Origin of the sequence: Vibrio variabilis (assembly GCF_003263785.1) — a bacterium.
In the GTDB taxonomy this organism is placed as follows: domain Bacteria; phylum Pseudomonadota; class Gammaproteobacteria; order Enterobacterales; family Vibrionaceae; genus Vibrio; species Vibrio variabilis.
The window spans coordinates 1-20,110 of sequence record NZ_JYJK01000001.1 but is presented as its reverse complement, the minus strand read 5'-3'; the positions used below and the strand labels follow the sequence as shown (position 1 = coordinate 20,110).

The 20,110-nt window shown below is 42.9% G+C and carries 13 protein-coding genes and 3 pseudogenes; 6 read left to right on the top strand and 10 right to left on the bottom strand.

The genetic code is table 11. The features are described 5' to 3' along the window. Positions 1 to 426 precede the first annotated feature (426 nt). From TZ48_RS00070 to TZ48_RS00065, 3 genes are all read right to left on the bottom strand, one after another. Positions 427 to 2,238, bottom strand: a complete 1,812-nt coding sequence (locus TZ48_RS00070) for a hypothetical protein (protein WP_112477802.1) — start codon at positions 2,236 to 2,238, stop codon at positions 427 to 429. Between the two features lie 125 nt (positions 2,239 to 2,363). Further along, on the bottom strand, positions 2,364 to 2,537 hold the full coding sequence (locus TZ48_RS24530; RefSeq protein WP_239670613.1) for a hypothetical protein: 174 nt from the start codon (positions 2,535 to 2,537) through the stop codon (positions 2,364 to 2,366). A 9-nt stretch (positions 2,538 to 2,546) separates the two neighbouring features. After that, the gene (locus tag TZ48_RS00065; RefSeq protein WP_112477801.1) at positions 2,547 to 3,143 is read right to left on the bottom strand and encodes a tyrosine-type recombinase/integrase; all 597 of its coding nucleotides are present in this window, start codon (positions 3,141 to 3,143) and stop codon (positions 2,547 to 2,549) included. A 109-nt stretch (positions 3,144 to 3,252) separates the two neighbouring features. On the opposite strand from TZ48_RS00065, the gene TZ48_RS00060 reads away from it, so the two are divergent. The 5 genes from TZ48_RS00060 to TZ48_RS26190 are packed head-to-tail and all read left to right on the top strand — an operon-like array spanning position 3,253 to position 10,494. Beyond that, positions 3,253 to 4,956, top strand: coding sequence for a class I SAM-dependent DNA methyltransferase (locus TZ48_RS00060; RefSeq protein WP_112477800.1), 1,704 nt, complete (start codon positions 3,253 to 3,255; stop codon positions 4,954 to 4,956). Continuing rightward, positions 4,946 to 6,292, top strand: a complete 1,347-nt coding sequence (locus TZ48_RS00055; protein ID WP_112477799.1) for a restriction endonuclease subunit S — start codon at positions 4,946 to 4,948, stop codon at positions 6,290 to 6,292. Before TZ48_RS00060 ends, TZ48_RS00055 begins: the two co-directional genes overlap by 11 nt. After that, positions 6,292 to 7,221, top strand: coding sequence for a COG2958 family protein (locus TZ48_RS00050; protein ID WP_112477798.1), 930 nt, complete (start codon positions 6,292 to 6,294; stop codon positions 7,219 to 7,221). Before TZ48_RS00055 ends, TZ48_RS00050 begins: the two co-directional genes overlap by 1 nt. Before the next feature lie 16 nt (positions 7,222 to 7,237). Continuing rightward, complete coding sequence (locus TZ48_RS26195) at positions 7,238 to 9,139, top strand: type I restriction endonuclease subunit R (RefSeq protein WP_420822914.1); 1,902 nt, start codon at positions 7,238 to 7,240, stop codon at positions 9,137 to 9,139. Further along, a complete protein-coding gene (locus tag TZ48_RS26190) occupies positions 9,139 to 10,494 on the top strand; it encodes a DUF3387 domain-containing protein (RefSeq protein ID WP_420822915.1) in 1,356 nt (451 codons plus the stop codon). The genes TZ48_RS26195 and TZ48_RS26190 overlap by 1 nt, the downstream gene beginning before the upstream one ends. Before the next feature lie 43 nt (positions 10,495 to 10,537). On the opposite strand, the gene TZ48_RS00040 is transcribed toward TZ48_RS26190, so the two are convergent. Together TZ48_RS00040 and TZ48_RS00035 are read right to left on the bottom strand one after the other, a co-directional pair. After that, positions 10,538 to 11,923 carry a DEAD/DEAH box helicase gene (locus tag TZ48_RS00040; RefSeq protein ID WP_112477797.1) on the bottom strand — a complete coding sequence of 462 codons (1,386 nt, stop codon included), beginning with the start codon at positions 11,921 to 11,923 and terminating at the stop codon, positions 10,538 to 10,540. After that, positions 11,917 to 12,441, bottom strand: a complete 525-nt coding sequence (locus tag TZ48_RS00035) for a hypothetical protein (protein ID WP_112477796.1) — start codon at positions 12,439 to 12,441, stop codon at positions 11,917 to 11,919. The genes TZ48_RS00040 and TZ48_RS00035 overlap by 7 nt, the downstream gene beginning before the upstream one ends. A gap of 104 nt (positions 12,442 to 12,545) precedes the next feature. Here TZ48_RS00035 and TZ48_RS00030 point away from each other — a divergent pair, with 104 nt between their 5' ends. Further along, the gene (locus TZ48_RS00030; RefSeq protein WP_112477795.1) at positions 12,546 to 12,887 is read left to right on the top strand and encodes a helix-turn-helix domain-containing protein; all 342 of its coding nucleotides are present in this window, start codon (positions 12,546 to 12,548) and stop codon (positions 12,885 to 12,887) included. A gap of 58 nt (positions 12,888 to 12,945) precedes the next feature. Here the strand turns inward: TZ48_RS00030 and bcp are convergent. From bcp to TZ48_RS00005, 5 genes and pseudogenes are all read right to left on the bottom strand, one after another. Next, a pseudogene (bcp, locus tag TZ48_RS00025) lies at positions 12,946 to 13,409 on the bottom strand (thioredoxin-dependent thiol peroxidase). Between the two features lie 167 nt (positions 13,410 to 13,576). Beyond that, on the bottom strand, positions 13,577 to 14,080 hold the full coding sequence (locus TZ48_RS00020) for a bacterioferritin comigratory protein (RefSeq protein ID WP_112477794.1): 504 nt from the start codon (positions 14,078 to 14,080) through the stop codon (positions 13,577 to 13,579). Then, positions 14,080 to 16,274 (bottom strand): annotated as a pseudogene (locus TZ48_RS00015) (site-specific integrase). Before TZ48_RS00015 ends, TZ48_RS00020 begins: the two are co-directional and overlap by 1 nt. A 14-nt stretch (positions 16,275 to 16,288) precedes the next feature. Beyond that, positions 16,289 to 18,615 (bottom strand): annotated as a pseudogene (locus tag TZ48_RS00010) (hypothetical protein). Further along, positions 18,615 to 20,018 (bottom strand): tyrosine-type recombinase/integrase, encoded by a 1,404-nt coding sequence (locus tag TZ48_RS00005; protein WP_112477793.1) that lies wholly within the window; start codon positions 20,016 to 20,018, stop codon positions 18,615 to 18,617. The pseudogene TZ48_RS00010 and the gene TZ48_RS00005 overlap by 1 nt, the downstream one beginning before the upstream one ends. Between the last annotated feature and the right edge of the window lie 92 nt (positions 20,019 to 20,110).

Below are 20,110 nucleotides of genomic sequence, written 5' to 3'. Positions count from 1 at the left end.
TTACCCTTGGAAATTTTCTCAGACTAAACTTATGACGATTTATAACAAACTCTATTTTTAACAGTGAGTTAGGTTAATAATTTCTCTTTTTGAACCTCAATTATAGCAGTTGTCATAATTTTTTGTAAATCAGGCTGATTTTGACGCTTTTCCAAGCGTAAACTTGTCATAAAAACTAAGGTGTTGCTATAAGTTGATAGTCATTACGATGGGATCGTTTGGTGATCACATATACACTTGTCACCCAACTCACTTTGGGACAAAAGCGCCCTAGAAAATTTATTCTGAATACGTGACCAACCAATTTTAGTGAACCACAACAGTTCGGGACATGGGGGTGTTAGGTTCTTCTGGTCCGAGAAAATGGCCCACTTCCTTTCATCTTCACTAAAAAAATCATCTTGCTCTAGTCGAACAAATTTAATGTTATTTAGTGCTGTTTTTGGATGTATTGAAACTTTCTTTAATTGTTCTCGATAGGATTGATTTTTTATAGGTTTTCGTCGGTGCATTCAAAGGAAGCTTAATCAATTTTACCTTGTACTTATTGTCATGAATCAAGTTGAATCCATTGCGCTTGTTTGAACTGTCGACTCGTTGTAGCTTTTCATCACTATTCAATAGTAAGGTTTCAACTTCAGCCAAATCCTTCAGGTAAACGAAGAACAGAATATAACCGTCGGCATCAGTGTTGTCTAAATAATGTTCGATCTGATGTAAAGCACTGCAATATTTATCCACTATGTCAGCATCAGTATCTTCTGTGATTCTCTTATTTTCGACAATTGCTCGTTGTACGACTTGTGAAGTGTAGAAAGTAATCTCAAGATCACTACGCCCCACTCCTCGATCATCTTCAAGCGACGTCATTACATTGCTTCTATGAAGATAAGAGCGCAATATCTTCGTCAGTTCAGTTTCTTTTTGAAAAGTTAGTTCTGTCGGCTTTTCTGGGTTTTTTACGAGCCAGTTATCTTTTCTCGTTTTAAAAGCGGTGATCCCCTCAAGAAGTAATTCTTCTATTGTGGTGGCAGATAATTGAAGTAAAGACGAGCTAAATTCCATCGGATTGTCAACATTATTGACGATGGTGGTCTGTGGTTTGTAAAACTCAATGAGTGCACGCTTTTTTAACGTGGTAAAGCGGTAGGTGTTGTATGACTTAATAATGCCATGCATTTGAACCAGCGACTTGGTATAAATATCGTGTTTACTGATGTAATAAGATGTGCGGTTTTTAAATGCATTAAGGAAGTCGCGTTGCGTATTGTAGGCCCAAAGTGCGCTAGAAACCTCGTTCAATGTATCCTCACAGTCATCAAGATTCTGGAGTACGGCTTTGACACCATCCTTGATCATATTAAACTCGGATTGAACCGTTTTGGATTGCAATTCAGGCAGTTGATTCAATAGATTAAGCAATTGGTGGCATTGGTCAGACAGAATTTGCTCAATACGTTTCATGGGGACAGGGTAGATGGAGATGTAAAGTTCGGTTGCCTTGGTGCAATGCTCAATGGTGTAACGCACATTTGGTTGACACCACTCGTTGCCATGATTGTGGTATTGAATATCCTTAACGGTTAAGTAATCAGGAAGATTGTCTGATAAATCAGAAATCACGGGTAGATTCGGGTTGCCAATGCTAAACACATCTAGATCTATACATCGTAATTCTAAGCTGTCATTAGTAAAATAATGCCTATCAACATTTTGTGAAATATTCTGCTCAAGCGCCTTAATGATCGCATCTCGACATTGTTTCGCAGACCAATCTGGTTGAAGGCAAACACTATTTTTAAAGCGGGTACCAATATGAAATCCAGACTCGGTGGATTCGGATCTGACCTGTGACGCCAGCAAAGAGTAACGGAAAGGTATCCGTTCTTGAGCTTGGTCATAAGACGAGTTACTGTGATACTGATAACCATTTTCAGATTCGCTATCGCTAAAATGCGTCTGAATGAGCACAGCTTCGAGTCGGTGAAGACTGTTCTCGTAGTGTGTCCGTTGGTAATCAGTAACTAGGGATAAAGCATGTTTAAGACCAACATTTGCGTAGCCTATAGCACTACTTAAGCCGTCGAGTGGTAGCCTTCCAGTATGAAGGTAGTTACATAGTTGTTCTTTAGCATTTTCCTGAGGGTAACGAAAATGTGGCTTGTCGTAGAGCCGTTCAATGGCTCTGTTCTTCCAGTCTATATCAATGGTTACTTCATCTTTGAAAGGTATAATCATTCTTGATTCCATGTTTCAATATGAGTTTGTGCGTGGATGTTAACAATGAACTTGAGTCGTCCCAAACTCACCACAGTTCATAACGATACTGTTGGTAATCGTATAATACTGCAGACTTTTTCATTTTAATCATCAACAACCTCAACAGTCATGTGCTGAGCACCATAATAAGTGCCCTCATCAATGGTGTAGCGCAGTGTCACTCCACAACTTGGGCAATCAAACTCTTCGTTTGGCTCAATGCACTCGCCTTCAATCCAATCCCAACCAAAATTGCCTTCACATTCTGGGCATTGCATGATGGTTCCTCACGTCTCACAACTCTCTGAAATCCTTAGCGCATCTTCAATCTCGACGCCAAGGTATTCAATCGTGCTTTCCAACTTAGCATGACCAAGAAGCAACTGGATAGCTCGTAAGTTCTTGGTTTTGGCGTAGATCAAAGAAGCCTTGGTTCTGCGCAGTGAATGCGTGCCGTATTGCGTTTTATCTAGACCTATATCAGTAACCCATCGATTAACCATAGTGGTGTAGTAGTGATAGGAGATGGGCTGCCCCTCACGTCGTGGGCTTGGAAACAGGTAGTCTGTTGTTGATAATGAATTTTTGATGATCCACTGCGATAATGTTTGTTGAGTCTTGGGTGTTATCTCGAAGTGTACTTCCTGCTGGGTCTTCTGTTGTTTGACGATTGTTCTCGACATCACACAACCACTGCGGCTGACGTCTTGCACTTTCAAATTCCGTAAGTCGCAAGACCGAAGCTTGCTATCGATGGCAAGGTTAAAAAGCGCTAACTCGAACAGCCGTTCTTCAAGCTCCAACCGAATTCGAATCCGCCAAATATCTTCTAATTTGAACGCTTTCTTCTGACCAACTCGTTTACCTTTGTTCCAAGCAACCATGATGTGCTCCTTACTTCATAAAATACACTTCTAAGTAAGGCATAAATCAAGGACTTTTCAGACTTGGGTGGTATCATGACAAGAATTTTTCGTTTTAAAGAACACCGAAATGAACCAACAAGAACAACAATTCCTTAAAGAGCTTGAAAGCAAGCTCTGGACAGCGGCAGATAAGCTACGTTCCACTCTCGATGCAGCGCAATACAAACACGCTGTGCTTGGCTTAATCTTCGTTAAATACGTTTCTGATGCATTTAAGCTTCGTCAGGGCGAGATCAAAGCTGACCTCGCTAACCCAGATCACGAATACTACCTAGACCCGGCTGATTTTTCTGATGAAGAATTAGCGGAAGAGATTGCTATTGAACTTGAGCAACGTGACTTCTACACCGAGAAAAACGTGTTCTGGCTACCTACGGAGTCTCGTTGGCAGTTTCTACAAGACAATGGCCCATTGGTCATTGGTGGTGCTGACCTTGAAATTGACGGCAAGGTGAAGAAAATTACATCGGTTGGTCACCTTATCGACAATGCTTTAGAGGGTATCGAGCGCGACAATCCTAAGCTAAAAGGCGTACTGAACAAGTCATACTCTTCATTGAAGATTGACCAAGCTAAGTTGAATGAGCTTATCAACCTGATTGCGACAATCCCGTTTGTTCATGCTGACCTAAACAGTAAAGATATCCTCGGTCATGTGTACGAATATATGCTGGGTCAATTTGCGCTTTCTGAGGGCAAAAAAGGTGGTCAGTTCTATACGCCAGCCTCTATCGTATCGCTAATCGTTGAGATGATTGAACCATTTGAAGGCCGTGTATATGACCCAGCAATGGGTTCAGGTGGTTTCTTCGTACAGTCAGAGAAATTCATTGAGCGTCACGCTAATGAGAAGAAAGTCGACGCACTAACTCAAAAGCAAAAAATTTCTATCTACGGTCAAGAATACAACCACACAACGTGGCAGCTAGCGGCGATGAACATGGCGATCCGTGGCCTTGATTACGACTTCGGTAAAGAGCCTGCGAGTACCTACACTAATATTCAGCATCCTGATCTACGTGCTGACTTCATCATGGCAAACCCTCCATTCAATATGAAAGAGTGGAATACGGGGGTTGATGATAACGATCCTCGCTTCAAATACGGCCAACCGCCAGCAGGTAATGCTAACTTCGCATGGATGCAGCATATGCTTCACCATCTTGCTCCTGATGGCTCTCAAGCACTTCTATTGGCGAATGGCTCGATGAGTTCGACAACCAACAACGAAGGTGAGATTCGTAAAGCACTAATCGAAAACGATCTTGTTGAATGTATGGTTGCTCTACCCGGTCAACTGTTTACCAACACACAGATCCCTGCATGTATCTGGTTCTTAACCAAGAACAAGACCGCTCGCACTGATAAAGCAGGTCGTAAGCTGCGTGATCGCAAAGGTGAAGTGTTGTTTATTGATGCGCGTAACCTTGGCTATATGAAAGACCGTGTACTACGTGATTTCACTCGCGATGATATTCAGAAAGTAGCTGATCTTTACCACGCATGGAAAACAGGTGCAGAAGTAAATGGTATCGCTTACGAAGACCAAGCAGGTTTCTGCAAATCCGCAACTTTGGAAGAGATTAAGAAACACGATTTTGTGCTAACTCCGGGGCGTTACGTTGGCGCAACAGAAGAGCTAGACGACGGCATTCCATTTGGTGAGAAGATGGCAACACTGACTGCTAAATTGAGTAAGCAGTTTGCCGAGTCAGCAACGTTAGAAGCGGAGATCAAGAAGAACCTAGCGGGGTTGGGTTATGAAATCTAACACTTGGCGAGAAACAACATTAGGCGAGTTAGCTGACTTTATTAATGGAGACCGAGGGAAAAATTATCCGGGAGTAGCCGATAGAGTTAATGTAGGTATCCCCTTCATTAATACGGGGCACATTCTTCCTAGCGGGAGATTGACTCAAGATGACATGGATTACATAACTTCGGAAAAGTATAACCAACTAGGTTCGGGTAAGGTTCGTCCCGGAGATATTGTTTATTGTTTACGTGGTTCAACTATCGGGAAAACTGCCAGAAACCACTACGAGGAAGGAGCGATAGCGTCCTCCTTGGTCATTGTTAGAGCAAAGCCAGAAGTTAACCAAGATTATTTATATTACTTTTTAACAAGCCCTGCTGGTCAGCAGTTAGCGAAATCAAATGACAACGGCTCTGCGCAGCCAAATTTGTCTGCAAAAACGCTATCTAAATATCCTCTATTAGTTCCAAGCTTTGAGGAACAACAAAGCATTGTAAATACACTAAACGCAATTGATAACAAAATTGAAGTGAATACTAAGCTGAACCAAACCCTAGAAGAAATGGTACAAGCCATCTTCAAGTCATGGTTTGTCGATTTCGACCCAGTCAAAGCCAAGATGAAAGGTGTACAACCAGAGGGTATGGATGCGGCTACTGTCTCGCTATTCCCAGAAAAGCTAGTTGAGTCAGAATTAGGTTTGATACCTGAAGGGTGGCAAATTGCTACGTTGAAATCTATGTCAGAAAAAATCTCGAAGGGAACAACTCCGTCTAAAAAGGACTTAGCAGCGGCAGAAGATGAAGCATCGATCAGGTTTATCAAGGTTAAAGATATTAACGACCAAGGTGAGATCCTTCGTGATTCATTGGAAATAATTCCCGATTCAATCCATGTCGGAAAGCTCAAGCGCTCCATTCTAGAAACAAATGACATACTGTTCTCTATTGCCGGAACCATCGGTCGAGTGGCGACCGTTGATCAAGACCTCAACAATGTTAATACAAATCAGGCTGTTGCATTCGTTCGTTTGAAAGATAAAAAGCGATACCTGCCATTGGTGTACATGGCATTAAGAGAGAATAGACTTCAACAGAAAGCTCTAGCTTCTATTGTACAGGGGGTACAAGCTAATCTTAGTTTAACCAATGTTGGTGAGATGGAAGTGGTCATTCCTTCTGATGAAGTTTTAGAACTTTGGAATAAACAATACTCTTCAATTTTCAAAATGATTAAGAGTAATTTCGCTCAGTCTAGAGATCTATCTGCTCTTCGTGACACCTTGCTTCCTAAATTGCTTTCCGGCGAAATCGAGTTAGGACAGGCTCAAGAATTAGCAGAGGTCGAGTAATGGCAACCCGAGTAGAAATGATTATCGAAACGCTCAAGGCGAATCCCGACAAGAAGTTTACTGCTCGGGATTTGGCTAAAGAGTTTTTAATTCGATACCCAGAAGAAATCGCTGAGAAGCAAACGAACCCACGCTACGATACCGAAGAGCGCTTGATTGCGCAATTGGCCGCCGAGGTTGGTGGACAACGAACTCACAGGGCACAAAAGGCGTGCGCCAATGTAGCAACTCGCGATAAACCCCGCCCAAGAATCTATTATTGGGATGAGAATCCTAATCTACCTTCTCTTGATGATATCCAAGACGAAGTCGATGAGCCGGAAATTGACACCCCTCTTGTTTCACAAAGCTTCAGTGAGCATGACTTGTACCCTATGCTCATAGAATACCTCAGTAAAGATCTGGGTCTCTACTGCCAGCGAATTGATGAGCGTAAGTCTAAAAACTCCCACGGTAACGGAGGTAACCACTGGCTACACCCTGATATCGTGGCGTTAGAGCCGCTTGACCAAGGTTGGGATGAAATTGTGAGAAGCTGTGTGCGCAGTGGTAATCATAGCTCAGTTCGGCTTTGGTCTTTTGAAGTGAAGAAGCACCTTACCAAAGGCAATGTACGAAAATACTTTTTCCAAGCGGTATCAAATTCGAGTTGGGCTAATTTCGGCTACCTTGTGGCGACTGGCCTAAATGGCGACGTAGAAGGTGAGCTGCAAATGCTGTCGAGCTTACACGGGATTGGTGTGCTGATCCTTGATACTGAATCTTTGTTTGATAGCCAAATACTCATTCCAGCTCAAGAGAGAGTCAACGTCGATTGGCAATCTGCAAATCGAATAGTCACTGAAAATAGGGATTTTCACCACTACGTTGAGCAGGTTGGAATTTATAACCAAACCGGACGTTTGATTAAGAGTGCATGGAACAAATAACTAGGATAAAGGCTTAATGATCACAGAAGACCAACTAGAACAACAATGCCTTGATTGGTTTAAAGAGCTTGGCTACCAATATAAAAATGGCTATGACATTGCACCGGATGGAGATGCTCCTGAACGTGATGACTATCATCAGGTAGTTCTCAAACAACGTTTGCTTAGTCAGCTAGAGATACTGAACCCTGAATTGCCAGAAGAGACTCTCAATCAGGTTGTGAACACCGTAAGCACACCTGATACACCTGTGCTTATCAAAAACAACCGAGCATTCCATAAGCTTTTGATTGAGGGTGTGCCTGTTGAATACACCATCATTGAAGATGGTCAATTAACTCCAAAACATACCCATGCTCGCTTAATGGATTTCATTAATCCAGATAACAATGAGTTTCTAGTTGTTAATCAGTTCACTATTACTGGTACTAAGGGCAATCGCCGACCAGATGTGGTGGTATTTATTAATGGCCTTCCTATTTCAGTTGTTGAGTTGAAGAATCCAGCAGATGAGCATGCGGATATTTGGAATGCTTACAACCAATTGCAAACCTACAAAGATGAGATCCCTGATCTGTTTGCATTTAACGAGTCGTTAGTCGTCAGTGATGGTTGGACGGCGCGGATTGGATCTCTTACCGCAAACAAAGAACGTTTTTTACCTTGGAAAACCGTTTCTGGTGAAGATGATAAACCACTTTGGGATTATCAGCTTGAAACTGTCGTTAAGGGATTCTTTAAACCTGATTTGTTGCTTGATTACATTCGCTACTTTGTCTTATTCGAAACTGACAACGACAAAATTATCAAGAAGATCGCTGGTTACCACCAATTCCACGCCGTTCGCGCAGCAGTAGAAGCAACAGTAAAAGCGAAGCAAGCCGATTCCAACTTGCCTTTGGTGGCTGACAACATTGCAAAGTATCAGGTTCAAGCCACAAAAGGCTTAGACAAAATTAAACCCGGAAGTGGTAAGGCTGGTGTGGTTTGGCATACTCAAGGTAGTGGTAAGAGCATCTCAATGGTGTGTTATGCCAGTAAACTGCTTCAGCAGCCGACCATGAACAACCCAACGATTGTTGTCGTTACAGACCGAAATGATTTGGATGGTCAGCTCTATAATACGTTCGGCATGGCACAAGAAACGCTCAAACAGATCCCACAGCAAGCAGATGATCGCGATGCCCTGCGTGAGCTACTACTTAATCGTCAATCAGGCGGCATCATTTTCACCACCATACAAAAATTTGCGCTATTAGCCGATGAAACCGAGCATCCTGTTCTATCGGAAAGAGCAAACATTGTTGTCGTTTCAGATGAGGCACACCGAAGTCAGTATGGTAACAAGTCCAAACTGGTTGAAGTTAAGGACGAAAATGGCACTGTAAATGCCCACAAGTACGTTTTCGGTTATTCTAAGTATATGCGTGACGCTTTGCCTTATGCCTCGTTCATCGGCTTTACAGGCACGCCTATCGCCATGGATGACAAAGACACTCGTGGCGTGTTTGGTGAGTACGTATCAATTTATGATATTCAAGATGCCGTTGATGATGGTGCAACCGTTCCGATTTACTACGAATCACGCCTAGCGAAACTTGATATCAATCAGGACAAGATCGAAGCTCTCAACGATGAAGTAGAGGATGAAATTGGTGAAGATGAAGAGACCGCAGACCGTGAAAAAATCAAATCACAATGGGCTGCGTTAGAGAAACTTGTTGGTGCGGAACCTCGTATACAGCAAGTGGCAAAAGATCTCATCAATCATTTCACAACCCGTACTTCTACATTTCCCGGCAAGGCGATGATTGTAGCGATGAGCCGTGAGATCTGTGTCGACCTGTATGATGCTATCGTGGCAATTAAACCAGAGTGGCATAACGATGATCCGAAAAAGGGGCGATCAAAATCGTGATGACGGGCAGTGCATCAGACAAAGAGAAGATGCAGCCTCACATCCATGATAAGAAAACGAAAAAGCTGTTTGAGAAGCGTTACAAAGATACCGAGGATGAACTTCAATTAGTGATTGTGCGTGATATGTGGCTAACAGGCTTCGATGCCCCATGCTGTCATACCATGTATATCGATAAACCTATGAAAGGCCATAACTTGATGCAGGCTATCGCCCGAGTAAACCGTGTCTTCAAAGACAAGCCCGGTGGTTTGGTGGTTGACTACATAGGCATTGCTAATGAGTTGAAAAATGCCCTTAAGACTTATACCAACAGTCAGGGTAAAGGGCAGCCAACTGTAGACACATCAGAAGCCTTTGCTGTGTTGATGGAAAAGGTCGATATTATTCGAGGCATGTTCGCGACACCTGTTGATGGTGACATCTTCAACTACCGACCTGATTTTGAAACTGATGCACTTCGATTGCTACCCGGTGCTGTGAATCACTTATCAGGTTTGTCCCACAACGACAGCAATGGTAAAGAAGTTCGAGATGGTAAACGACGCTTCCTTGATGTCATGGCTGCGCTCACCAAGGCTTACTCGCTCTGTAACACGATGGATGAAACTCGTGGCTACAAGAACGAAATTGCGTTCTATTCCGCGATAAAAGCTGCATTCATTAAGCACTCAACGGTTGATAAGAAGCGCACCGACGAAGAGCGTAATACCGCTCTTAAGCAGATCCTTAACAATGCGGTCGTTGCCGATGGCGTTGATGATATCTTTTCCATGGTAGGGCTAGACAAACCGAACTTTGGTTTGTTGTCAGAAGAATTCCTTGAAGACGTCAAAAACATGAAAGAGAAGAACCTTGCAGTAGAGCTATTAGAAAAGCTACTGCGTGATGAGGTCAAAGCTCGCATGAAAAATGATGTGATTCAGGAGAAAAAATACTCTGATCGAATCATGACTACGCTTCAAAAGTATCACAACCGTAATATTGAAACCGCTCAAGTTATTGAAGAGCTGATCCAATGGGCGAGAGAGATGCAGGAAGATGCGGCCATGTTGGATAGGTTAAACCTATCTGTTGATGAGATTGCATTCTATCGAGCTTTGGTCGAAAACGAGTCATCTGTCCGAGAGTTGGGGGATGACAACCTACGTAAGCTTGCTATAGAACTGACTCATCAACTTCGTAAGTCTGCAACGGTGGATTGGCAGAAGCGGGAAAGTGTCCGTGCTCGTATGCGTAACCTAGTTCGCCGACTGCTGCGCAGATGGAAGTACCCACCTGATGCGGCTGAAGAGGCGATTAAGCTTGTGTTGGAACAGGCTGAAGTATTGGCTGATGGGTGGTACAGGGCTTAACTCATACAGTTAAGCAGGCAAGGTTGGTACCTCGCCTGCTTACTTATCGATTCAGACCAGAAAATGCAGCTATTACTCGTTGTTTAAAAGAACCGAGCTTTATTTCATCCCGAATATCGCTTAGTGTTTGAACATTAGTATGATTTTGGTGTTCAGATACCCATTCGACCTGTGAACTACTGTTGTTGCCATTCCCATAAAGTGATTGGGTACTCGAGATCTTAGCTAAAGGCTTCACGTTACATTCGATTGGGGTTGTCATGTTTGCGAACATGCATGATGTTGGTATATCTAGTTCTATCTGTTCAGAAAACTCTATTAAGCTTTGCTCTGCAAATGTGAAAAGCCACGAATGCTGGTTTTCTTCTCCGTTAACCCGAAGAATACGCCCAAGTACTTGCCTGAAGTACAGCTCGGTTTTAACCGCACTCATATGACAGCAAACCTGAAGGCGCGGAATATCGGTACCTTCGCTGATCATCCCAACACTAACAATCCACTGTGTGTCATCATTACGAAACTGATCTATTCTTGCTAAAGGTTCCTCGTGTCGATAGCTTACGATAGAGACGGTTTGAGTGTATTTTTCCGAAAGAACCTTTTTTATTATTAGTGCATGCTCAACTGAAGATGCTACAACCAAGCCACCTGCATCATGGGTAAGGCGGCGTAACTCTGTGAGCTTTTTACACCCGAGGCCAAGTAAGTGCTCCATCGCTTCTTTGTTGTGTAAAACACTTTGGTAAGAGGTTTTCGTTTGCTTAAGCATTTCAAGAATTGACGAAAACGATTGTTTTTCGTCATCGTTAGTTACTGTCAAATGTTCGTTATCTACGAGCACTATCCTGGGGCTCCGACAAACTTTATCGGCAATAGCTTGTTTTAAGCTGTATTGGTAGTCGACTAGAAGCTTTCCATCAGGGTCACTGTACTGAGCCATAACGATTGGTAAGGAATCTGACCGCCAGGGAGTACCGGACATTGCGAGTGTGTATGTCGCTAGTCCTTGGATTTTTGTAAGTATTTGTTGTCCCCAGGCGTTGGTAATGCCGGTCTCAGAACCTGAGCAATGATGGATCTCATCAAATACAACAAATACGCGGAAATTGCTCAGGCTTTCCCAAAACTCGTTATCAAGAAACTGAATTGATTGATAGGTAAGTGATCGTCCAATAGCTCCCAAACCTCCATTAAAAGAACACTTCAGAGTTTTCGAAAAGGTCTTTTTGATCCCATCTGCAACAGTCAATGACGGGGAGAAGCACAACACAAGGTCTATCATGTCATTTTGCAACAACCTCGAAGCAATGTTGGCAGCTAACACAGTTTTGCCAGCACCGGGTGTGGCTTGGCAAAAAAAGTGGTTGTGCACTGTGGAGTACTTTTCTAGTGCTCTGTCGGAACACTCATCTTGCCAGTACCTCAGCATGGGGCTGCTTCTTCGGAAACACTCTTCAGAGCATTTGTAAGAGCATTTACCTTACCAAGCAAATGCGCCGAGCGTTCCTTAGCTTGTTCAAGTAAAGGCCTTAGCTTTGTCTCTAGTTCCTGAAAACGACAGATAACTGATTGATACTCCTCTATTTCACTGAGAACAATCTCTAGCTCTGCTTTGTACTGGCCGTGCTCGCAGAACAATACTGAGTAATCAGTACTAGAAGGTGCGCGAACCCGAGTTGTTAGAACCTTCGGCTCTGCTTGAAGGCTTTTAAATTGGCTAGTCTGGAAGTACCTTTTCTTTCGTCCTTCGCCCTCACTTACGAGCCAGTTGTTGTCAGTAAAGCGTTTGATCTGACGATACACCATGCGTCTCGCTTCGTCTCGGTCAGTTCTACCATTATCAGTAGAAACGAAGGCATCTCTCAACTCAACAACTGAAAAACCATCCATTTCTTTTTCAATCAACAACTTGTGCATCATGGCACTGATTTTAGTAGAACGTTTCATTTATAACTCATACTACGCAAAAAAACTAAGGATTGCTTAGTATACAGAATTTAGTAAAACTAAGAAAATCTTAGTTACCTTGAGATCAGATGTATGAATAGTCAGTGTCGTTCATTAGCCCAATCCCGGAGCGTCTTAAACAAGCTCGAAAAAAAGCGAAAATTTCCCAAAAGGCTTTGGGGGAGCGTATAGGCATGGATGAAAGCTCCGCAAGCCCCAGAATGAACCAGTACGAAAAGGGTAAGCATACTCCCGATATAGGGACACTGAAGGCATTAGCCGATGAGCTCGGTGTACCTTTAAGTTACTTCTTTTGTGAAGATGAGCTTTCTGCTGAGTTGGTAGTGAGCATGAATAAGCTTTCTTCAGCGGACAAGCGGAGAGTCCTTGAGATGACAGGTCGATTAATTGATGAGGCGAGTGAGGGGAGCTCTGAGTCCGGCTAGGCAGCTCCTTGAAGGCAGAGCCAGTAATAGTTTACTGGCTCTGTTAGAAAACACAGTTTTACTTGTTGTTTAGGTAATCTAGAACGACTTCGTGATGGTCTTTGGTTTTGAACTTATTGAATACATGCTCGAGGTTCCCTGACTCGTCAATCAAAAAGCTTGTTCTAACAACCCCCATGTTTTCACGACCCATGAACTTCTTGAGTTGCCAGACTCCGTACTTCTCACACACAGCGTGATCTTCGTCAGCTAACAGCGTGAAGTTCAGTTCTTGCTTGTTGATAAAGTTCGTCAGTTTTTTGGGAGTGTCTGGCTGACGCCAAGAACCACAACATTGTGGGCATCTAGTTCAGCTTTTGTATCACGTAGCCCCTGAGCCTGAACCGTGCAGCCTGGCGTTGAGGCTCGTGGATAGAAGTAGAGCAGTACCTTTTTTCCTTGAAGCTCTGATAGTGTCACTGGGTTGCTGTCTTGGTCATTAAGCGTAAAATTTGGTGCAGTTTGTCCGGCTTCAATTGCCATTGTCTTGTCCTTACTTTCTTTATTTGAGCTATTTGCGGATAGGTGCGGTGAGCTACATCCAGTCTAGAGCACTTTTATAATGTTAGAGTGTGCATTTTTACCGATAGCTAACAGTCCTGTCTAGTGATTACTCCAAACAGGACAAAGTTGGGTGGCAGTGCTAAACACTACTTTGGTTTTCTAAATGGGTGTGCAACCACATTGTCTAAACGAGCCGAGACGATTTTATCCATAGCTTTTTCTCGCTGGCTCTCATGCAGCATATCCATAAGCTCTTGAACTACTTTTACGTGAATGGCTGCTTGAGCGGCCAAGGCCTCCTTATGGCTTTGAGCCTCATCGTAATATTCTTTTTTCTTCTTATTGGCTTGAGTTCGTTCGCCTTTGAGAGTTTTTATTTCCTTTTGAAGCACTTCAATAGGGGAGTCTGTAGCCTCATCTTGAGCAACTTGCACTTCCAATGATTTGTTTTTTATCATCAGAACGACATCACTATGCCTTCGGAGTGCGCCAGCGGAAAGCCCTGCTTCTTTTTCAACATTGCTGTTGTTGATTTTGAGCTTGCCTTTTCGCGCCTTATTACGCAGTTCTTTTGATGTTAACTTTGCTACATCGCCGCTCAACAGTCGTTCTAATGCTTCGATTAGCTTCTTTTTGGTGGTCTGTGACATTATGAAACAACTCCGAATGGGATGAGTAATTCTCTAACTTGATTAGGAAAAACAACCGGCTCATAGTCGATACCTAAATCACCTATAATACGTTCAGCCGCTTGAATTTTAATGTAAGATTCAGAGGCGTTTGAGGGGTGAGTTCGTTATTTTCAATATCGTAAAGCATGTGAATTTCAGCTTCTTTACGCTTTGCTTCAGCAAATATGGCATCCACGATGTAGTCATTCTTGCAATCTACACATTCTATTAGGTTAACAAGCGTTCTTAGCCCGCAAGTGGTCGAGGTGCAATATATCCCCGGCGCAACCGCATGAAGGTGTCGGTTTTGATTTCGAATTTGCTTTTTCCAATAATTAAGAGAAAGCATGTCATTATCCACCTTGTCTTTGAATAAATTGCGGTTGGTTTTGGTCATGCTTTTAGCAAACTCTTTGCCTTTACCGCCTGCAACTCTCTCCCTGTTTGCCAATTTCTCATATATGCTTAAGTAGACACGGGCTTTCTGGTCGATCCGTTCTTCATCAATTTCATTCGCAAGTGTCTTTTTCTTTTGTCTGATTTTTTGAAACTTACTGGCATTTTTAGCGTAGTGCCGCGTCATTGCCATAGACACATGACTAAATTGCTGTTTGAGTTGCGGGTAGTTACAAAGCTCATAACCAATTAAGTAGTAAGCAAAAGAGCGGCGAAGCTGATGTGGCGTAAATTCGTAATTGCTACCCAATTCAAACGATAAGTTGGGGTCGGATACTTTTAGGTCAACAATGTCTTCATTGGTTAGCGTAAGCTCTTCACCCATAGCGCCTTTAAACCAAGCTATAGAATGCTTTCCTATTGAAGCTTTGCCTACTTCACTAAAATCTTCTTTTATTTTATGGAAGAAGGATTTTGAGCCAGAGTGGCGCTTTCTAAGTGGCGTGTGCAGCGCTTGAAGAACTTCATAAGCTTTCATACCAATCTCGGTGGTAACAAACTCATCTTGTATTGATTGAGAGCCTTTGGTGGTTTTTGATAAGTCAGCATGGATAACATATATATTCTGGCGTTCGATTCTGTCTTTGGTACAGCCCTGAGCGGTGTTCAGGTTATACATTTCATCGCCTCTCATTCCTGTTCGAGCCATTAATCCCCACAAGCAGCCACCGTTAAGCGCCTTAAAAAGAGCAAGAGCTCCTTTTAGGTTGGTGATTGTCCAGTGCCCAATCGTTAGCTCTCGTTCGGTGTGGAAGTTATCAATGTAGTCGCTGTTAATTTCTGGTTTATGGTGGCGAAGAAGCGTCAATATTTCATCTTCATTTGGAGAATGCAGGGCGGTGAAGGCTTGTTGAAAGGCAGTAGTGCACTTTTTACTTTCTTTATTTTTCTTACCTAAGTACCATTTAATACCACCGTTTACTTTTCTAGCTTCACTACTGACCAGATACTTGGCATAACCTGCATAGGCTTTTTCAAAATAGGTGGCAATGTAATCTGCCAATTGCCCTAGTTCATGACGAAAAGCGTAAGCTTTATTAATCATCTCTTCCGACTTTTGAAGCCCCAAATAGTAGAGCCTTTGTGGAATGACGGTAGATTGTTTCGCGTCTTTCAGGGCTAAACCAAAATCCGAGGCGTTAAGTTTTTTATTTAGACCAACCTCAAATGGCAAGCCTTTGGCTTCCACATAAAGGCGATTTAATCCTTTGTAAATTGGTGTTCTTTCAAAGTCGATACCGGTAAAGCCTGTTAGTGCCCAAGTTTCGAGACGGTCAAAGTCAAGCGCAGACAGCGTGTTAAGGCCCTCATTTAAAAGCGGGTTGATGACTTTTTTTAGGTCAGTTAACGCACAATAAAGAGTGTCAAAGGAATGGTCATGAGGTGAAAGCCACATCATTTTAAGAAGGAGAGCTTTAAGCTCATTTTTTAGATTGCGCTCAATCACTCTGCCATCGTTCGTAAAATCTAGTGCTCGGGCTTTCTTAGCATGCGGGTCAATATAAGGCTGCAAGTTTCTCCAAGCCTCATCATCACCAATTTTACCTAGTGATTCACCTGTTACCGTAAAGCCTATATCAAGGGCTTCGAGCTCTTTCCAATCGCCGCGCTCAATCGCTGGCTTTAATACATCGATTAAGTAATTGGCATGAACGCCAACATTTTGTTGCGCTTTAAGAAGCTTGTTTTGGTGCTCTAGGTCAAAGGGTTTTATCATGTGAGCCTCCGTAACTATAGGGATAGAATCGCATGGTCGATGGACACTCGTGGGTGACGACCTTGGGTATTAAATTTGTTCATGGCTTCATCGAATACATCGTCGCTTGCTCCATCGAGCGTATACTCAAACTGCTCGATTTTTTCTAAAGCCTCTCCTTTCGAATTGGGGAACATATCCAGCCCTTGCTTTAAAACATCGATGTATGAAATAAGCTTATAAATGGCGTCAACCTCATCTACCGCTTTGGCGGATTGGCACTTGTGACACATATCAAACTCGGCGCAAGGCAAGTCTACGCCTAGCGCATAATTCGTTTCACGTTGTGTATTCTTACCATCGACAATGACTTGCTTTCCATCGCAAGCGATTCCGTTGGGGTTAGTTTTACGCTTTTTCTCACCTTCCTCGTATGTCAGCATAGGAATACCACGCCTTTTAGCCACAGCGTCTTTTGCTTGCTCTAAGTTATTGTCAAAGAGATTTTCGATGACTTCTATACTCTGAGAGATAATGACTTTATTGAGGGATGGAAGCCCGTTGATGTAACTTCTCTCTATGGTTTCTTGTTTGTTTTGCAGCAAGCTTTGAACGGCTTGAATGCCTCCTTCGGCATAAGCTTGGTTGCTGCTCATTTCTCGCCAGCGACTTGATTGAAGAGATAAATAGTAATGGTTGGTTTCAACAGACCATCTTGTCATTAGATGTGCTGAAATAGGGCTGATACCTTCCCAATCTGAAGGAACATTACGGGAAGTCTTTGTTAAAAGCAGCCGTTCGTATTTCTTAGGCTGTTTGTCTGCTTTTTCTGTCGCATATTGTTCAATATCTTTGATTAACGCTAAATCAGAAGCAGAGACTTTGAAGGATCCTGTTTCGCCATGTCTATAGTAAAAAGAAACGGTAACGTTGCCATCACTATCTTTTTCTGAGTAGGAGAGTGGAAGTAAAATTCCTTTGAGCGGTAAGTCTGTGTAACAAGATAAAATGCAGTACGCACTGTTGCTCGCCCCTTGTTCTGCCCTATTTTTGGAAGCTGCCTGCACATCCTTATGAACAACATTGCGACCTAAGTGATTCACGACCTTCTTTAATGAGATGTACTGTTGGTTTCGATAGGCGTGAAACAGCTCTTTAAACCAAGGTAGGCTACCAGCCCGATAGGGCGATAACAGGTGCAGTTGGTTAACGAGTTGTTTATTTAGCCCTATCAAATTAAACGAACCATTGACCTCGGAGTGATTATTGAGGGTAAAAAGTAACTCAGAGCCGTCTTCACCACTGCCGTAGAGTTTGGACAGACGCTCTAATAACGTTATAAACTTCACGCCACCGCGCTTATCAACGTCAAACGACTCACCCACTAACAGAGCATCGACTTCACTGTTGGCGCGAGGCTTATAGCTTGAGACTTTGACTACTTGCAGACTCTTATCTCGCGCTTCTGTATGAACATGAATTGGGTGAGCAATGTTTCGAACGTTGCTGTCATTTAGTGAGGTGAAAAAACACATTAAATGATAGGCAGCGCCCATCGTAAGATTAAAGGCAGAGCCAGTATTAACAGTGGTGCCACTTTTACCTCGACCTCTAGCTCGAGCTGCCAATGATGTCGGGATGTGAACGGTTTCCTCTTGCAAACCAAGGCTAATGATAAGAGGCAGTGTTTCGGGTAAAGGAATATTGCTTTCTTTGGCGGCAATGAGCTGTGGCGCAAGAGTAAAAAATAATGCCTCTAATCGTGTGACCAGAAACTCTTCTTCTTCATCTGAGTACCCCTTAAACGGCTTTTTTTCTCCAGAAAACCCTCGGTGGTGTCTCGCCCAATCTGAAATAGGCAGACCGCACCATTCAAGGGCAGTACGAAGGAATGAAAGCATTGTTGGAGCGGAGGATTCTTTAATCCCTAACTCATCGCCATGGTTGTATTCCCATAGCCGTTTTGAAGGGGTAAACATCTTGATACGATGCCTTAATTCGCCATCGTTGCCAGCATACTTCAAATAGCCGTTTTCGGTGAACGGGTTAACATTTATGGCGTCACAAAAAGCCAGGTAGCTGCGCAAGTTCTCGTAGTTTGAGATGGCGGTGCATGCTGAATTGCCATTGTTGACATATTGTTTAGCTTTTTTGCAAAAAGATCGGATAAATACAGCTCGACTGTTTATCTTTTCGTTTTCTTTGCTCCCCCTAAATGCAATAGGTGAGAAACATCGAACTGCTGTACTTGGCTTGAGATAGTAGTTTTATAAGGAATATCAAAATTCAAAGGAACAACATTTTGATAGTTTCTTAGATGCTTGACGGCTTTGGACTGTTTTGCGATTTTGCTTTTCGCCATTACGACCAACCTCCGTTTATTTTGCGGTTTTTGGCTTTGGCCGTGTTGATTTGGTCGTCTAGCTTATTCATGTATTGAATGTACTTTTCGGTGGTCGATGTGCTGGCGTGCCCCATCAGTTCCGCTAACTCAACCATAAGATAGTCATAGCTAACATTACGCTCTTTTGATTCTTCCCAAAGCCAGTGAGTCGCAAAGGTAGAGCGTAAATCATGAATTCGGTAATACCAAGAAGAGTCCACTTCCCGAATCTGCTTTCTAAGGTTTGAAAAGTGTGTTTCTAACGTATTAGCGGAGTAAGGCACACCTTTGTTTGAGAGAAATAGGTACGCAACGGTATCCATTTCGTTGCCTGCCTGAATAAGATCATTGCGCTTATTTAGGTTTTTAAGTTGCGTGTGACTTTCTTTGTGTATCTCTAGCTCTTCGTACAGCTCGATAGGGATTTCTACGGTACGCTCTTTACTACCCTTAGTGTGGGTAATTTTGATTGGTACAGCATCTAAATCACTGTAGTCAGCGTTTCCGATGTCATGAGCGGGGAAGTGAATGGCTTCATCTATTCTAAGTCCTGCTTCGACACATAGGCGAAAGATGAGTTTTGTCGTCTTTGGGAGTGATGTTATATGCTCATTGAATAAGGCTTTGTGCTCGGGGTGCATGGGCTTGAGTTTTTTATGGGCCGGCGTATTTTGTTTTTTAGGAAACATCTTCATGATATTGGACGTTTCATAAGTACGCTGAGAGCCAGATTTTGTGTGAGCCAGAATATCGTGTTGGTTTAACTCCTGATGCACTGTTTCTGTGGTGTAGTGCGTAACGATATTTTCATCGTTATTTTTGATGTAGCCGTTTTTTTGCATCCACTTATAGAATCCAATTACCACACCCATATAGGTGCGAGCAGTAGATAAACTAAAAGCCTCGCTGCCATTGGCCCCTTCAATATCATTGCAGTTAGCAAGCAGGAACTCAGCAAATTGCCAGGGAGCACCTTCTTCTTCGTACTTCGATAGGGTTTTATACGTTAGATAGTCAGGTGGTATTTCATGACCATCTTCATCAACTTGAGAGTGGTGAGTCGAATCCAAATAACGAGTGAAAGCTAGCAAACCCTTTGCGATGGAACCTGTGTCTTTTACAGCCGCTTCACCACGCAATTTAGATACTAGGTAAAGAGACTGTGGATAAACCACTCTACCGTCAGGTGCAACGATGATATCGGTTTTCTGTATGCGTGATTTTAGATTGGAAGGAGAGAGGTAGGGAGAGTATGTCACTTCCCCTGATTCAGTATCGGTATTTGTAGAGATTCTGAGCTTTGCCAATGTATCGACCTCGACAGAAAGAAGTCGGAAGTCATCATAAGCATCAGAACACTTTTCTTCATACGTTTCTATCACAAAACAATCCTCGATATGCTACCCACATATCAAAGATAGGTTTGTCATAAAAAAATATCAAGGTTTTTTGTCATGAAAAATTTCTAAGGGTA

Coding starts and splice junctions, on each gene's coding strand:
- TZ48_RS00050 (WP_112477798.1), top strand. CDS start 6,292: ATGGCAACCCGAGTAGAAATGATTATCGAAACGCTCAAGGCGAATCCC.
- TZ48_RS00070 (WP_112477802.1), bottom strand. CDS start 2,238: ATGATTATACCTTTCAAAGATGAAGTAACCATTGATATAGACTGGAAG.
- TZ48_RS26195 (WP_420822914.1), top strand. CDS start 7,238: ATGATCACAGAAGACCAACTAGAACAACAATGCCTTGATTGGTTTAAA.
- TZ48_RS00055 (WP_112477799.1), top strand. CDS start 4,946: ATGAAATCTAACACTTGGCGAGAAACAACATTAGGCGAGTTAGCTGAC.
- TZ48_RS00040 (WP_112477797.1), bottom strand. CDS start 11,923: ATGCTGAGGTACTGGCAAGATGAGTGTTCCGACAGAGCACTAGAAAAG.
- TZ48_RS26190 (WP_420822915.1), top strand. CDS start 9,139: ATGACGGGCAGTGCATCAGACAAAGAGAAGATGCAGCCTCACATCCAT.
- TZ48_RS00065 (WP_112477801.1), bottom strand. CDS start 3,143: ATGGTTGCTTGGAACAAAGGTAAACGAGTTGGTCAGAAGAAAGCGTTC.
- TZ48_RS00060 (WP_112477800.1), top strand. CDS start 3,253: ATGAACCAACAAGAACAACAATTCCTTAAAGAGCTTGAAAGCAAGCTC.
- TZ48_RS24530 (WP_239670613.1), bottom strand. CDS start 2,537: ATGCAATGCCCAGAATGTGAAGGCAATTTTGGTTGGGATTGGATTGAA.
- TZ48_RS00020 (WP_112477794.1), bottom strand. CDS start 14,080: ATGTCACAGACCACCAAAAAGAAGCTAATCGAAGCATTAGAACGACTG.
- TZ48_RS00035 (WP_112477796.1), bottom strand. CDS start 12,441: ATGAAACGTTCTACTAAAATCAGTGCCATGATGCACAAGTTGTTGATT.